Annotated in this window: 13 protein-coding genes; 8 read left to right on the forward strand and 5 right to left on the reverse strand. The window is 39.9% G+C overall.

Going from position 1 to position 14964, the window contains the following annotated elements; translation table 11 throughout:
* Window positions 1–60: 60 nt before the first annotated feature.
* The 4 genes from queG (at window position 61) to ftsX (ending at window position 4102) form a co-directional block, all read left to right on the forward strand.
* Window positions 61–1116 carry a tRNA epoxyqueuosine(34) reductase QueG gene (queG, locus tag J0J33_RS05900; protein WP_206921612.1) on the forward strand — a complete coding sequence of 352 codons (1056 nt, stop codon included), beginning with the start codon at window positions 61–63 and terminating at the stop codon, window positions 1114–1116.
* 51 nt (window positions 1117–1167) lie between these two features.
* Window positions 1168–2265, forward strand: coding sequence for a peptide chain release factor 2 (prfB, locus tag J0J33_RS05905; protein WP_029343296.1), 1098 nt, complete (start codon window positions 1168–1170; stop codon window positions 2263–2265).
* Window positions 2266–2481: 216 nt separating this feature from the next.
* A complete protein-coding gene (gene ftsE / locus J0J33_RS05910; RefSeq protein ID WP_017369093.1) occupies window positions 2482–3174 on the forward strand; it encodes a cell division ATP-binding protein FtsE in 693 nt (230 codons plus the stop codon).
* Complete coding sequence (gene ftsX / locus J0J33_RS05915) at window positions 3167–4102, forward strand: permease-like cell division protein FtsX (protein ID WP_206888535.1); 936 nt, start codon at window positions 3167–3169, stop codon at window positions 4100–4102. Before ftsE ends, ftsX begins: the two co-directional genes overlap by 8 nt.
* 99 nt (window positions 4103–4201) lie before the next feature.
* On the opposite strand, the gene nrdF is transcribed toward ftsX, so the two are convergent.
* The 5 genes from nrdF to plsY all read right to left on the reverse strand — a co-directional run bounded on the left by nrdF (window position 4202) and on the right by plsY (window position 8806).
* Window positions 4202–5188: a class 1b ribonucleoside-diphosphate reductase subunit beta gene (gene nrdF / locus J0J33_RS05920; protein WP_017369812.1), complete on the reverse strand. Its 987-nt coding sequence runs from the start codon at window positions 5186–5188 to the stop codon at window positions 4202–4204.
* A 14-nt stretch (window positions 5189–5202) separates the two neighbouring features.
* Window positions 5203–7371, reverse strand: coding sequence for a class 1b ribonucleoside-diphosphate reductase subunit alpha (gene nrdE / locus J0J33_RS05925; RefSeq protein WP_206921613.1), 2169 nt, complete (start codon window positions 7369–7371; stop codon window positions 5203–5205).
* A 53-nt stretch (window positions 7372–7424) separates the two neighbouring features.
* A complete protein-coding gene (nrdI, locus tag J0J33_RS05930; RefSeq protein ID WP_019292484.1) occupies window positions 7425–7844 on the reverse strand; it encodes a class Ib ribonucleoside-diphosphate reductase assembly flavoprotein NrdI in 420 nt (139 codons plus the stop codon).
* Window positions 7841–8059: a glutaredoxin-like protein NrdH gene (nrdH, locus tag J0J33_RS05935; RefSeq protein ID WP_019292485.1), complete on the reverse strand. Its 219-nt coding sequence runs from the start codon at window positions 8057–8059 to the stop codon at window positions 7841–7843. Before nrdH ends, nrdI begins: the two co-directional genes overlap by 4 nt.
* Window positions 8060–8167: 108 nt before the next feature.
* On the reverse strand, window positions 8168–8806 hold the full coding sequence (gene plsY / locus J0J33_RS05940) for a glycerol-3-phosphate 1-O-acyltransferase PlsY (protein ID WP_206888537.1): 639 nt from the start codon (window positions 8804–8806) through the stop codon (window positions 8168–8170).
* A 228-nt stretch (window positions 8807–9034) separates the two neighbouring features.
* On the opposite strand from plsY, the gene parE reads away from it, so the two are divergent.
* Genes parE through parC form a run of 4 tightly spaced genes read left to right on the forward strand, consistent with a single transcriptional unit; the run spans window position 9035 to window position 14831 of the window.
* Window positions 9035–10972: a DNA topoisomerase IV subunit B gene (gene parE / locus J0J33_RS05945; protein ID WP_206921614.1), complete on the forward strand. Its 1938-nt coding sequence runs from the start codon at window positions 9035–9037 to the stop codon at window positions 10970–10972.
* A gap of 23 nt (window positions 10973–10995) precedes the next feature.
* Window positions 10996–11838, forward strand: coding sequence for a PolC-type DNA polymerase III (locus J0J33_RS05950; protein ID WP_206888539.1), 843 nt, complete (start codon window positions 10996–10998; stop codon window positions 11836–11838).
* Window positions 11839–11840: 2 nt separating this feature from the next.
* A complete protein-coding gene (locus J0J33_RS05955) occupies window positions 11841–12302 on the forward strand; it encodes a GNAT family N-acetyltransferase (protein WP_206888542.1) in 462 nt (153 codons plus the stop codon).
* Between the two features lie 45 nt (window positions 12303–12347).
* Window positions 12348–14831: a DNA topoisomerase IV subunit A gene (gene parC, locus J0J33_RS05960; RefSeq protein ID WP_206921615.1), complete on the forward strand. Its 2484-nt coding sequence runs from the start codon at window positions 12348–12350 to the stop codon at window positions 14829–14831.
* The last annotated feature ends 133 nt before the right edge of the window (window positions 14832–14964 follow it).

Consider the following 14964-nt stretch of genomic DNA (forward strand, 5'->3'; position numbering starts at 1 on the left):
TAATTATGAAGGCTGTTGGTAAAAATTATGTTAAGATGTCTATAAAGAAAGGTTTAACAGATGAAAAGTTTAAAAGAAGAGATCCAAAAGCTTGCGGCAGACCTCAATATTCAAAAAATTGGATTTACAAAAGCAGATGATTTTGAATACCTTCGTGCCTCTTTGATTGAACAGAAAGAAGCGGGACACACGTCTGGTTTTGAACATAAAAATCTCGATGAGCGTTTACAACCAAAGTTGTCTCTCGAAGATGCAAAAACAATCATATCCATCGGTATAGCCTATCCTAATAAGGCAGAAGAAAAGCCCGAAAAAACAGAATTCCGCCGAGGTTCCTTCTCCCGGGGAAGTTGGGGCGAAGATTATCACCACGTGCTTCGACGAAAGTTAAAAGAACTTGCGGAAGGAATAGAAAAAATAGCGGGAAGCTTTAACTATACAGCCATGGTGGATACAGGGGCACTTGTGGATGTCGCTGTAGCTGCGCGGGCAGGCTTGGGATTTGTGGGGAAAAATGGTTTACTCGTCAGCAAGGAGTACGGTTCTTGGATGTTTTTGGGCGAACTGGTAACCAATTTAGAGATTGAGGAAGATCAGCCTGTCGATTATGGCTGTGGCTCTTGTACACGCTGTGTCGATTTCTGTCCGACGAAGGCACTTTTAGGAGATGGACGCTTAAATGCGCAGCGTTGCTTATCTTATCAAACACAAACACGGGGGCCGATGCCAGAAGAATACCGTGAAAAAATTAAAACGGTAATTTATGGTTGTGATATTTGCCAAGTGGTTTGTCCCTATAATAAGGGAATAAACAGTCATTTCCACCCGGAAATGGAGCCCGATCCAGACTTGACAAACCCAGAGCTGCTCCCACTTTTGGATTTATCTAATAAAGAGTTTGCGAATAAATTTGGCAATATGGCAGGCAGCTGGCGAGGGAAGAATCCTATCCAACGCAATGCGATCTATGCCTTAGGAAATGCAAATGATCGGACAGCTCTACCCAAATTGCATGAGATTGCGGAAAATGATGTTAGGGATTATATGGTAGATGCTGCCGAATGGGCGATTGAAAAACTCGAATACAAGCATCGTATGCGACCACGAAAAAGATAGGAGCCTTAGCGCTGCTGTCTTTTTTTGGACAAATATGCTAAAATAGAGCCTATGGAACTATCTGAAATTAGAAATAAACTAGAGACATATGGTCAGAAAGTCGAAGATTTTCGTGGCTCACTTGACTTAGATCGCTTAGAAGAAGAAATCGCTTTGCTTGATAATGATATGGCTGAGCCTGACTTTTGGAATGATAATGAAGCTGCGCAAAAAGTCATTGATGAATCAAATGCGCTTAAGGCAAAGTATGAAAACTTCATGTCAATTGCAACACTTCATGAGGACAGTGAAGTGTTGTTGGAGATGCTTCAGGAAGAAGACGATGAAGATATGCAAGTCGAGCTTGAAGAGAACGTTGAGAAGTTAGGTAAAAAGATTGAAACTTACGAGTTGGAAATCATGCTCAACCAACCTTATGACCACATGAATGCCATCTTGGAAATTCACCCAGGATCTGGGGGAACCGAGTCACAAGACTGGGGCAGCATGCTCATGCGTATGTATGAACGCTGGGGCGCTGCACACGGCTTCAAGGTAGAAGTTTTGGATTATCAAGACGGAGATGTTGCAGGTCTAAAATCAGCGACATTAAAATTTGAGGGCCGAAATGCCTATGGCTTCTTACGAGGCGAAAAGGGAGTACACCGATTGGTGCGTATCTCGCCTTTTGACTCACAAAACCGTCGTCATACTTCATTTACTTCGGTAGATGTCATGCCAGAACTTGATGATACAGTTGAAGTTGATGTTCGCGATGCAGATATTAAGATGGATACTTTCCGCTCAGGTGGTGCAGGTGGACAAAATGTCAATAAAGTCTCAACAGGTGTACGTTTGACACACGTTCCTACTGGAATTGTAGTGGCTTCTACAATGGACCGTACACAATACGGTAACCGAGACAAGGCAATGGCCATGCTGAAATCAAAACTTTATCAATTAGAGATGGATAAAAAACAAGCCGAAGTCGATGAACTTCGTGGTGATCAGTCAGACATCTCTTGGGGAAGCCAAATTCGTTCTTATGTCTTTATGCCTTATCAGTTGGTCAAAGACACAAGAACAGAGTATGAGACAGGGCAAATTGATAAAGTAATGGACGGAGATCTTGATGGCTTTATCCATGCTTACCTACGTTGGAAAATGTAAGTTAGTAATTCAAGCGAAATTCATTTGTAACTTTAAAGAAAAACTGTAAAATAAATTATACCTAAAAATCTTTTTATCTGGTATAATGAGAAGAACTTTGTTTTTTTTTGAATCAGGAAGAGTGGTTTCAAAAAAATATTTCTTATTCCTATCTATATAGGACGAGTATAGGACGAGAAAAAAAGTTGCAAAACAATTCAATGGAGACTAGGGATAATGAGTATTATTAAATTAAATAATGTATCAAAAAAATACTCTAACGGAACAACAGCCTTACGTAACATCTCTCTTGACATCGAAGCAGGAGAATTTGTTTATATTGTTGGACCGTCTGGAGCTGGTAAGTCGACCTTTATTAAGTTGCTCTACCATGAACTAAAAATTGACAAGGGGACAGGCGTCGTTGCAAAGTTTGACTTGATGAAACTTAAACGTCGTGATGTGCCTTTGTTACGTCGTTCTGTAGGGGTTGTCTTCCAAGACTACAAACTCTTGCCGAAGAAGACTGTATATGAGAATATCGCTTATGCAATGGAAGTTGTCGGAAAACGTCCACGCGAAATCAAAAAACGTGTCAATGAAGTTTTGGATCTTGTAGGCCTAAAACATAAATTGCGTTCTTTCCCTGATGAACTTTCAGGTGGTGAACAACAACGTGTAGCAATTGCACGTTCAATCGCTAATGCGCCTAAACTCTTGATTGCTGACGAACCTACAGGAAACTTGGACCCAGAAAATTCATGGGAAATTATGAATTTGCTCGAAAAAATTAACTTGCAAGGAACAACTGTTCTCATGGCAACTCACAACAGCCAAATCGTAAACACATTACGTCACCGCGTTGTTGCTATTGAAAATGGACGTATCGTTCGAGACCAAGCGGAAGGAGATTACGGTTACGATGATTAGAAATTTATTTAAACATTTATTGGAATCACTGAAAAATCTCCGTCGTAACGGATGGATGACTGTAGCAGCAGTTTCCTCTGTAATGATTACTTTGACTTTAGTCGGACTTTTTCTCTCAGTTATTTTAAATACGGCGAAATTGTCCAGTGATATCGAAAAAAATGTACGTATTGTTGCATATATGGATTTGAATGTTCATGATATGGATAAGAAAATTGAAGATCCAAAAAATCCTAAAAAAGAAATCAATAATCCAAACTATCGTAAAATTTATTCAGAAATTGAAAAAATCCCTGATGTTGCTTCAATCAAGTTCTCAAGTAAAGATGAACAACTTAAGCAATTGACAGAGACATTGGGCAGCACTTGGGCTCTTTTCCAAGGTGATGCTAACCCGCTCTACGACGCTTATATCGTTGAAGCAGATAACCCACAGGATGTCGAAAAAGTTGCCAGCGCGATTAAGAAGATTAATGGTATCCAATCTGCAAACTATGGTGGTGCCAATACAGAACGTATCCTTGCTTTAGGAAATAATGTGAAGATTTGGGGTGGTGCAGCAGCAGCTCTACTTATCTTAGTTGCTGTCTTCCTCATCTCAAATACAATCCGTATCACGATTATGTCACGTCAGCGTGAGATTCAGATTATGCGATTGGTGGGTGCACGTAATGGTTATATTCGTTGGCCATTCTTCTTGGAAGGTGCTTGGGTTGGACTCTTGGGAGCTATTGTCCCAAGTGTATTGATAGCTTGGCTTTATAACCTTGCTTTCACAAGCTTCACACCAAGCTTGAAACCGCAAAGTCTATATCTGCTTCCCGCAGACACCTTTGTGCCAATGATGATTGGTTTACTCTTCCTTATTGGTATCTTGATCGGTTCACTCGGAGCAGTAACTTCAATGCGTCGTTTCTTGAAAGTTTAAAAATGAAAAATGCGTACCAAATGGTATGCATTTTTTTGCAGTGTGGGTAAGCTATCAGTAAGAAAAAAGACTAGGAAACAATTCCTAATCCTTTTTATTTTATTTCATACCAATCATATAGTCGTCATCTGACATAGCTTCAACTTCACCGAGCAGATAAGAGTTACCAACTTGACTAAAGAAGTCATGGTTTGATGAAGAAGTAGAGATACCGTTCATTACAACAGAGTTGACATCCGCTGCTGTATCGGGGAAGAGGGGATCTTGACCTAAGTTCATGAGTGCCTTGTTGGCGTTGTAACGAAGGAATTTCAAGACTTCATCTGTCCAGCCGATTTCATCGTAAAGTAAGTGTGTATAAGCTTCTTCGTTCTCATAAAGTTCGTAGAGCAAGTTGTACATCCAATCACGGAGTTCACTTTGTTCTTCTTCAGATAATTCGTTGAAACCAAGTTGGAACTTGTAACCGATATAAGTGCCGTGGACACTTTCATCACGAATAATAAGTTTGATGATTTCAGCAGAGTTGATCATTTTGTTGTTGCCGAGATACCAGAGTGGTGTGAAGAAACCAGAGTAGAAGAGGCAAGTTTCAAGGAAGACACTTGCGATTTTCTTCTGAAGGGCTGTACCATTTTGATAGATATCGTTGATGATTTCTGCCTTCTTTTGCATGTAAACATTTGTATCGACCCAATCAAAGAGCTCTTCAATCTCTGATTTTGTATTTAAGGTACTAAAGATTGTAGAGTAAGATTTGGCGTGGACCGACTCCATAAACTGGATATTGTTGAAGCATGCGATTTCTTGAGGAGTACGTGCATCATGTTTGAGCACCTCCGCACCGTCTACAGATTGTAAAGTATCCAAGAGAGTCAAACCAGCAAAAGCTTTCGCGAAAGTATCACGTTCAACTTGAGGCAATTTGCGCCAATCGTCAAGGTCATTTGAAACAGGGACACGTGTGTCCAACCAAAACTGGCTGGTCAGTTTTTCCCAAGTATATTTATCAATAGAATCTTCAATTGCATTCCAGTTAATGGCTGCATAGTAAGTAGGGACTTTTTGGTTATTTTGTTCAGACATAGTATTTCCTTTTTTTAAACAACACAGCTTTCACATTGGTTTGAGCCAACTTCCTCTTCATCGTCAGTAAAGGTACGGACGTAATAGATAGTTTTGATACCTTTATTGTAAGCATAGTTACGTAGGATACTCAAATCACGTGTTGTCATTTTATTATTTGCAATTTTCCACTCATAAAGGCCTTCAGGTAGGGTTGAACGCATGAAGAGGGTCATAGACAAACCTTGATCGACATGTTCTGTTGCAGCAGCGTATACGTCAATGACAGCACGCATGTCTGTATCGTAAGCAGATTTGTAATAAGGAATGGTATCTGTTGAAAGACCAGCGGCTGGATAGTAAATCTTACCGACTTTCTTTTCTTGGCGTTCTTCGATACGGTTAACGATCGGGTGAATCGAAGAAGAACAGTCGTTGATATAAGAAATTGATCCATTAGGTGCAACGGCCATACGGTAAGAGTTATAAAGTCCACCTTGCATAGCTTTTTCTTTTAAGGCAGCCCATTCAGCTGGACCAGGTACAGCAATACCAGCGAAAAGTTCTTGGATTTCGTTTGGAACAGCGGCGAAATAGTCATGGTTAAGGTATTTGTCGAAGTAAGAGCCATCAGCATAAGCAGATTTATCAAAGTCTTTGAAGGTTGCTTGACGTTCAACTGCAAGTGTATTTGATGCAACTAAAGTATAGTAGTTCAAGAGCATAAAGTAAACACTTGTAAAGTCAACAGCGGCTTTGCTGTCGTAATGGATATGGTTTTTAGCGAGGAAAGAATGAAGCCCCATAGCACCAAGTCCAATGGCGCGCATTTCGTTATTTCCTTTACGTACAGTTGGTACAGAGTCAAGATTTGAAGTTTCAGAGATGAAAGTCAAGGCACGAACCATTGATTCAATTGAGCTTCCAAAGTCTGCGCCTGAAGTCATCATGTTCATGACATTTGTTGAACCCAAGTTACATGCAACGTCAGTTCCTAATGTTGAATATGTTTGATCATCATTAAGTACAGAAGGTGTTTGAACTTGAAGGATTTCAGAACAAAGATTACTCATAGAGATAACACCATCGACAGGGTTAGCTTTGTTTACTGTATCGATGTTCACGATGTAAGGATAGCCAGATTCTTGTTGGAGTTTAGAGAGTTCTTGCTCCAACTCACGCGCGCTGATTTTGATTTTACGGATATTATCGTTTGCGAGCATATTGTCGTATTCTGCTGTAATATCAACATGGGCAAAAGGCATACCATATTCTTTTTCAACAAAGTAAGGCTCAAAGAGGTACATATCTTCGCCCTTAGCTGCAAGTTCGTAGAATTTATCAGGAACAGTTACACCGAGTGACAAAGTTTTCACACGAATTTTCTCATCAGCATTTTCTTTTTTCGTTGAGAGGAATTCCATAATGTCAGGGTGGAAAATGGAAAGATAAACCACACCAGCACCTTGACGTTGCCCAAGTTGGTTGGCATAAGAAAAGCTATCTTCGAAAAGTTTCATCACGGGAACAACGCCCGCTGCAACGCCATCGTAACCTTTTATTGGTGCACCAGCACCACGTAAATTGGTCAAGTTAAGACCAACACCGCCTCCGTTTTTTGAAAGTTGGAGGGCAGAGTTAATGGTACGACCAATCGAATTCATATCGTCTGTCAGCTGTAAAAGGAAACAGCTGACAAACTCACCGCGGCGTTTACGTCCAGCATTGAGGAAAGTTGGAGTTGCAGGTTGGTAACGGCGATTAACCATAGCAAATGCTAAATTACGTGCAAGCTTTGTATCACCATCAGCCATGTAGAGCGCGTTCATTAAGACGCGATCTTCAAAGTTTTCAAGATAGAGTGTACCTTCGTTGTTTTTCATGGCGTATTGATTGTAGAACTTGTAAGCAGCCATAAAGCTATCAAACTTAAAGCCAAAGTCCAACAATTCTTGATGAAGTTGTTCAATGAAACTCATTTCATACTTACGGATGAAGTCTTCTTCTAGGTAATCACCTTCTAGAAGGGCTTCAATTTTTTCGGCATAAGTATCTTTAGTGAAAGTGTTAGGCTCAACATTTTCCTTGAAGAAGGCAGTGATCGCTTCTTTGTCTTTTGCTAAAGGAATAGAGCCGTTAACGGGGATATTGATTTGATTGTTAAGTGTAAAGTACGTAACATCTTCAAGATTTTTAAGTGACATATATTTCTCCGGGGCTTTGCGCCCGCATGCTAATTTTTTATTTTTAGTGAAATTTATGATTTGAGACTGATGTTTGCTCCAGACTCTAATCGAGCTGCAATGTCTTCGACAGCAGCTACATCGCTCGGTGTACCATTAAATTCGAAATCGTAAACAATAGGAATTTGGAACTGAGCGGATAATTCTTTTGCGGTAAATATATATAAAGAAGCAAAATTTCGATTTCCTGTACCGACAATGCCTTTACAGTATTGCGCGTTATTGGCATAGGACATAAACTCAAAGACTGGGTCCATAATGTCCATGCTTTTTTCAGCTCCAGGAGTTTCATCCGCATAACTTGGGACGATAATCAGGAAATCTTCATTTGCTTCAAATTCGGGATCGTTAGGCAGAATTTCTTCATGCTCTAAATTGGTTTTATTGACAAAACGACGTGTTTGGCCAGTTATACTGAAATAGATTAATTTCATGCCAATTTTGCCAATTCGCTTGGGTTAAAACCAGAGAATGAAACGTCGTCTTTGACAACGACAGGTGCAGCACGATATCCCATATCAAGCACTGTTTGTACAAATTCTGGTTTTTCGTCAATGTTAATTTCTTCAAAGTCCACAGTGTGTTCTGTGAGCCATTTTTTTACCATTTTACATTGCATGCAGTTGTTTTTTGAGTATACAGTGACCATAATTATTCTCCAATTTTTTCTTTAATTTTATTCTTTTATTTTAGTATAAAAAAAATACCTAGTCAAGTTATCGATACTAGATATTGTGGTCTATAATTATGTAAAATACTATATATTGTGTTGTTTGCTGAGGTTTAAGCCGAATGGTACCAAAGATTCTTCTTTATTTTTTATTCTCTTAATGTTACTCTTGTGTCGAACGATGATAATAGAAGCAAAGGCTAAAATTATTACCGAAAACAAGGGATCGTAATCGGGTAAAATAAAGTGGAAATAAGGAAAAACAAGAACGCCAATCAGTGCAGCAATGGCTCCTAAAATAGAAGACAGGCTAATCATGCTGAAAAGGTAAAGCACGAGGAAGAAAACTACGGCCAGATAAAGGAGGAAAACGGGGTTAAATCCAAGAACAACACCAGCTGAAGTCGCAACAGCCTTTCCACCTTTAAATTTGTCAAAGACGGAAATGGTGTGACCAACGACCGCTAACAATCCAAAAATAAGTGGCGAAACACCATGAACATGGAAAATGAGAGGCAGAAGTGTGGCCAATGTACCTTTGAGAAGGTCAAAGATGAAAACAATGATGCCAGCTTTTTTTCCAAGAATACGGAAAGTATTCGTTGTACCAGTATTTCCAGAACCATACGCGTGCAGATCTTTTTTAAAGAAAATCTTTCCAATCCAAAGTCCTGCAGGAATCGCTCCAATAAGATAGGCAGCGATGCATAAAATTATTATAGTCATATCATCTTTCTTTTACGTTTGTAATAGCTCTACAATTATAACATAAAAGTTGACGATTTTTAGCGATTCTTTGAAGAAAATCTTTTCAAATTTAATTTTTTTAGGTAATAGGGATAAAAAAGCTCAGTTTGTTTTATAAAGACTTTTGACAAAGGCTCTTGAAGAATGTAGAATAGGAAAGATGAATATTTCTGCTGGTTTAGAGCTAGCTTAAATGGAGAATAATGAATGGTAGATATAAATAATTACGACGACAGCGCGATTCAGGTCCTGGAAGGGCTTGATGCCGTAAGAAAGCGCCCAGGGATGTATATTGGTTCAACGGATTCAACAGGCTTGCATCACTTGATTTGGGAAATCGTAGATAATGCTGTCGATGAAGCCTTGTCAGGCTTTGGAACAAAGATTTCGGTAATATTAAATGAAGACGGCTCTGTTACTGTGGAAGATGAAGGGCGTGGAATGCCTGTCGGAATGCACGCTACAGGCAAACCGACTGTTGAAGTTATCTTTACTGTCCTTCATGCGGGTGGTAAGTTTGGCCAAGGTGGCTACAAAACATCCGGAGGCTTACATGGTGTAGGTTCTTCCGTCGTGAATGCCTTGTCAAGCTGGCTTGAAGTAGAGATTACACGTGATGGTAATGTTTATCGTCAACGTTTTGAGAACGGTGGACATCCTGTAACAACATTAGAAAAAATAGGTAAGGCACCAAAATCTAAAACAGGGACAAAAGTTACCTTTATGCCAGATGCGACGATTTTTTCGACGATTGAATTTAAATACCAAACAATCTCGGAAAGGTTAAACGAATCTGCCTTTCTTTTGAAAGACGTCACTCTCTCGCTTACAGATCAGCGTGGAGAAGAGGAAGTTAAGGAAGAATTCCACTATGAAAATGGCGTACAAGATTTTGTAGACTACCTCAATGAGGATAAGGATACGCTCACACCCGTTTTATATTTTGCAGGGGAACAAGATTCTTTCCAAGTAGAAGTAGCTTTACAATATAATGATGGTTATTCGGAAAATATCCTTTCTTTTGTTAACAATGTTCGGACAAAGGATGGCGGAACACATGAAGCTGGACTTAAAACGGCCTTGACCAAAGCCATGAATGATTATGCCAGAAAAACAGGTTTACTCAAAGACAAGGATAAAAATCTCGAAGGCTCAGACTATCGTGAAGGGCTGACAGCTGTTCTCTCTATTCTTGTACCAGAAGAATACTTGCAGTTTGAAGGGCAAACGAAAGATAAACTTGGGTCACCCTTAGCACGTCCAGCAGTTGATGCTCTGGTCTCTGAAAAATTGACTTTCTATCTTTTGGAGAATGGTGAACTGGCACAAAATTTAATTCGTAAGGCGATTAAAGCGCGTGAAGCACGTGAAGCAGCACGCAAAGCACGTGAAGAATCTCGAACAGGTAAAAAGAATAAGAAAGACAAAGGACTTCTTTCAGGGAAATTAACACCAGCACAAACCAAAAATCCTAATAAAAATGAACTCTACCTTGTCGAAGGAGATTCTGCCGGTGGTTCAGCAAAACAAGGACGCGACCGTAAATTCCAGGCGATTTTACCCTTACGTGGTAAGGTAATCAATACTGAAAAAGCCAAAATGCAGGATATCCTTAAAAACGAAGAAATCAACACAATGATTTACACTATTGGTGCGGGTGTTGGAGCAGATTTCACCCTCGCGGATCGGAACTATGATAAAGTAATTATTATGACCGATGCGGATACAGATGGTGCACATATCCAAACCCTACTTCTTACCTTTTTCTATCGCTACATGAAGCCTCTTCTCGAAAATGGGCACGTTTATATTGCCTTGCCACCGCTCTATAAGATGAGTCAAGGTAAAGGCAAAAAAGAAAAAGTTGCTTATGCTTGGACAGATGCTGAACTTGAAGAACTTCGTCAAACTTTTGGCAAAGGAGCAACGCTTCAGCGTTATAAAGGTCTAGGGGAAATGAATGCTGACCAGCTGTGGGAGACAACTATGAATCCTGAAACTCGTACATTGATTCAAGTAACTATTGATGATGCAGCGCAAGCTGAAAAACGGGTTTCAGTTTTGATGGGAGACAAGGTGGAGCCTCGTCGTAAATGGATTGAGAACAATGTTAAGTTTACATTGGAAGAAAACACAGTCTTTTAAGTAATTGCATATTTTTAGGAAAAATGAGAAAGGAATGTGATAAGGTGGAGCATTACGTAGTATTTGACTTTGAGACAACAGGATTTAGTCCTCAAAAAAATGAAATTATTCAAATTGGTGCTGTCAAATATGACCAATCGCACCAAGAAATTGCGCGCTTTAATCAGTTGATCAAACCCACGCGTTCTTATCTTCCGACTAAAATTTCAGAACTGACTGGAATTTGGCCGGCTTCCTTACTGGGACAACCAGTTCTCGCTGAAGTTTTACCTGATTTTATAGCCTTTTCAAGAGATAGCTTGATGGTGGCTCATAATGCACCTTTTGATGTCAGCTTTCTTTATCAGGCGATAGTAGATTGTGAGATTGGTGATGCACCTCATTTTCAAGTCTACGATACACTTTCTGAAGCAAAAAAATTAGTGCAGATGCCCAACTATAAGTTGGAAACTTTTAAGGATGTTTTAGGTATTGATTTGCGCAGCCACGATGCACTCAATGATTGCCTTATCACCGCGCGTCTCTATCAGTACTTACAAGACTTGTCACGTCCACCCAAACCGCAACTAGTATCAAACGAAAGTTTACAAATGGATTTGTTTGGTGAGGTAGATACAACAATCACGGAAGAAGTTCGCCGAAAATTGAGCTTACCAATTACGAAAGATTTGGTTTATTATCGTAGAGATACACAGCGAAATTGGCAAAAATTCGAGGTGACAAGCTTAGCGATAACAGCAGCTTATTCAACGGGCTACAGTCTGACAGCTACGCTTTATAATAATGAGACAGTAACCATTCATTCTGACTTTTTGAAGGAAATGCAGAAAGCTAACTTTACAAACGAAATAGAAAAAGAGGGATAAATATGGCATGGAAGATTAAAAATTTCGAAGAACTTACGCGATCAGAACTCTACAAAATTTTACAAGTCCGCTCTGAAATTTTTGTTGTCGAACAAGAATGTGCTTATCAAGATGTCGACGGTAAGGATCAAAAGTCATTGCATTTGTGGTTAGAAGATGATGAAGGTGCCATTCAATCCTACTGTCGTATCTTACCGGCGGGGCTTTCTTATCCTGAGGCCTCTATTGGACGTGTACTGGTGAAGGAAAGCCAACGTGGCAAAGGAACGGCGCGTAAAATGATGCAACAGGCTCTTGAGTTTCTGGCTCAATCATGGCGAGAACCTGTAGTGCGTATTGAAGCCCAGTACTATCTCCGGGCATTCTATGCTTCCTTTGGTTTCAAGGAAGATTCAGAACCCTTTTTGGAAGACGGCATAAAACATGTTGAAATGATTTTGGACTTAAAGGATTTTGCCTCTTAAAAAACATTTTGTAAACTTAAAAATGAAATAACTGTTGGAGGACTAATGTCTAATATACAAACTCTACCTTTAGAGGATATTATGGGCGAGCGTTTTGGACGCTATTCAAAATACATTATTCAGGAACGTGCCCTACCTGATATTCGAGACGGCTTAAAACCCGTTCAACGACGCATCCTGTATTCAATGAATAAGGATGGCAATACTTTTGATAAAGCTTATCGTAAGTCTGCCAAGTCTGTCGGAAATGTTATGGGTAATTTTCACCCTCATGGAGACAGCTCGATTTATGATGCGATGATTCGCTTGTCGCAAGATTGGAAAATGCTTGAGCCCTTGATTGAGATGCACGGGAATAACGGATCAATGGACGGTGATCCACCGGCTGCTATGCGTTATACTGAAGCACGTTTGGCAGAAATTTCTTCGTATTTATTAAAAGATATTGAGAAAGATACAGTTGCTCATGCTTGGAATTTTGATGATACGGAAAAAGAACCAACGGTACTTCCCGCAAGCTTTCCTAACTTGTTGGTGAACGGTTCAACGGGGATTTCGGCAGGTTATGCAACAGATATCCCGCCGCACAATCTTGGAGAAGTTATTGATGCGACAATCTATATGATTGATCATCCTAAAGCTGATGTTGAAAAAATCATGACTTTCATGCCCGGCCCCGATTTTCCGACAGGTGCCATTATTCAAGGGCGTAGTGAGATCAAAAAGGCATACGAAACAGGCAAAGGGCGCATTGCTGTCCGTTCAAAAGTAGAAGTTGAAAAACTTAAAGGCGGTCGTGAACAACTCGTCGTTACAGAGATTCCTTATGAAATCAACAAAGCAACTTTGGTTAAACGGATTGATGATGTGCGAGTAAATGCCAAAGTGCCTGGGATTTCTGAAGTGCGTGATGAATCCGATCGTGAAGGGTTACGCATTGCTATTGAGCTGAAAAAAGAAGCCAATAGTCAGCTGGTGCTTAACTACCTCTATAAAAACACAGATTTGCAAATTAATTATAATTTCAATATGGTGGCAATTGACAATATGACGCCACGTCAAGTCGGTGTTCTTCCTGTTCTGCGCTCTTACATTGCCCATCGTCAGGACGTTATTGTTAAGCGTTCAAAATTTGACTTGAGTAAAGCAGAGAAAAGATTACATCTGGTTGAAGGTTTGATCCGGATGGTCTCTATCTTGGATGAAGTCGTTGCTTTGATCCGTGCATCTGAAAACAAATCAGATGCTAAGGAAAACTTGAAAGTGAGTTATGCTTTCAGTGAGGAACAGGCAGAAGCTATAGTTACACTGCAACTTTACCGTTTAACTAATACCGACATCGTAACTCTAGAGAATGAACAAGCCGAACTTGAAGCTAAGATTTTAGAACTCCGTGCGATTATCAATGATGAACGTACACTTTATAACTTGATGAAACGTGAGTTACGTGAAGTTAAGAAAAAATTTGGCAAGGAACGACGTTCAGAACTACAAGATAATGTTGAAACGATAGAGATCGAGGCGCAACAACTGATTGCGGAAGAGGAAACGGTTGTTTCAGTTACGCGTGGTGGTTATATTAAACGCACATCACCACGTAGCTTTACCTCTTCCAATGTTGAAGAAGTTGGTAAACGTGAGGATGACGAATTAATCTTTGTTAAAGCTGGCGCACGGACCACGCAGCACCTGCTGATGTTTACCAGTCTTGGAAATGTTATTTATCGTCCAGTCCATGAATTGTCTGATGTCCGCTGGAAGGATATTGGCGAGCATATCTCCCAAACTTTGAACAATTTTGCCAGCGATGAAGAAATTATCTTTGCACAAGTACTTGATAATTTTGAGTCTGGCGAAAATTACATGGTAGTCACAGCAGCTGGTCAAATCAAGCAAGTTGAACTTGATTCCTTTAAACCTTGGCGGACATACCGCTCTAAGTCAATGGTTTACGGGAAACTCAAAGGGGACAAAGACAGTATTGTAACCATCGCACCGATTGTTAAAGGTGATGAAGATGTGATGTTGATTTCTGGAAATGGCTACGCCCTTCGCTTTAACATCTCAGAAATTCCAGTTGTGGGGGCTAAAGCAGCTGGTGTTAAGGCAATGAATCTTAAAGCAGGAGATTTGGTCAAGGCTGCCTTCTTTGTGCAAACAGACAGTTGGTACCTACTCACACAACGTGGCTTTATCAAGCGGGTAAAATCTGAGGATATCCCGGAAACAAGTCGAGCAAATCGTGGCTTACAGGTTTTACGTCCTTTGAAGACCAATCCGCATACCGTATTCTCAGCAGGCAGTGTGATCAATACTGATAAGACACCACTTTCAGAGACAGTTGATCTTTTCAGTCCTGCAGAAGCAGAAGATATGCCAACTGATAAGAGCCAGATTTTGGAGGTAACTTCAGCAGTGGGCAAAGTCTATCAAACAGAACTGACAGACTTGAATTTATCCGATCGTGCAAGCAATGGCCATCCCTTAGCCGAAGATATTGATCGTGTGATTGAAGCAAAAATAAAATAAAAATGATCCTCAATGAGGATTATTTTTTATTTAGAAATACTGTCAAAATAAGCCTGATTTACAAGTGAAAAGTATATTCAAAAGATTTAAAAACAACTGTAAACAATAAGAAATTATGGTATAATAGAGACAG

This window comes from Lactococcus sp. LG1267 (genome assembly GCF_017309545.1).
Taxonomy (GTDB): Bacteria; Bacillota; Bacilli; order Lactobacillales; family Streptococcaceae; genus Lactococcus; species Lactococcus petauri.

Bases quoted from the DNA above. Each gene is read 5' to 3' on its own strand.
- queG (WP_206921612.1), top strand. From the start codon at position 61: ATGAAAAGTTTAAAAGAAGAGATCCAAAAGCTTGCGGCAGACCTCAAT.
- prfB (WP_029343296.1), top strand. From the start codon at position 1,168: ATGGAACTATCTGAAATTAGAAATAAACTAGAGACATATGGTCAGAAA.
- ftsE (WP_017369093.1), top strand. From the start codon at position 2,482: ATGAGTATTATTAAATTAAATAATGTATCAAAAAAATACTCTAACGGA.
- ftsX (WP_206888535.1), top strand. From the start codon at position 3,167: ATGATTAGAAATTTATTTAAACATTTATTGGAATCACTGAAAAATCTC.
- nrdF (WP_017369812.1), bottom strand. From the start codon at position 5,188: ATGTCTGAACAAAATAACCAAAAAGTCCCTACTTACTATGCAGCCATT.
- nrdE (WP_206921613.1), bottom strand. From the start codon at position 7,371: ATGTCACTTAAAAATCTTGAAGATGTTACGTACTTTACACTTAACAAT.
- nrdI (WP_019292484.1), bottom strand. From the start codon at position 7,844: ATGAAATTAATCTATTTCAGTATAACTGGCCAAACACGTCGTTTTGTC.
- nrdH (WP_019292485.1), bottom strand. From the start codon at position 8,059: ATGGTCACTGTATACTCAAAAAACAACTGCATGCAATGTAAAATGGTA.
- plsY (WP_206888537.1), bottom strand. From the start codon at position 8,806: ATGACTATAATAATTTTATGCATCGCTGCCTATCTTATTGGAGCGATT.
- parE (WP_206921614.1), top strand. From the start codon at position 9,035: ATGGTAGATATAAATAATTACGACGACAGCGCGATTCAGGTCCTGGAA.
- J0J33_RS05950 (WP_206888539.1), top strand. From the start codon at position 10,996: ATGAGAAAGGAATGTGATAAGGTGGAGCATTACGTAGTATTTGACTTT.
- J0J33_RS05955 (WP_206888542.1), top strand. From the start codon at position 11,841: ATGGCATGGAAGATTAAAAATTTCGAAGAACTTACGCGATCAGAACTC.
- parC (WP_206921615.1), top strand. From the start codon at position 12,348: ATGTCTAATATACAAACTCTACCTTTAGAGGATATTATGGGCGAGCGT.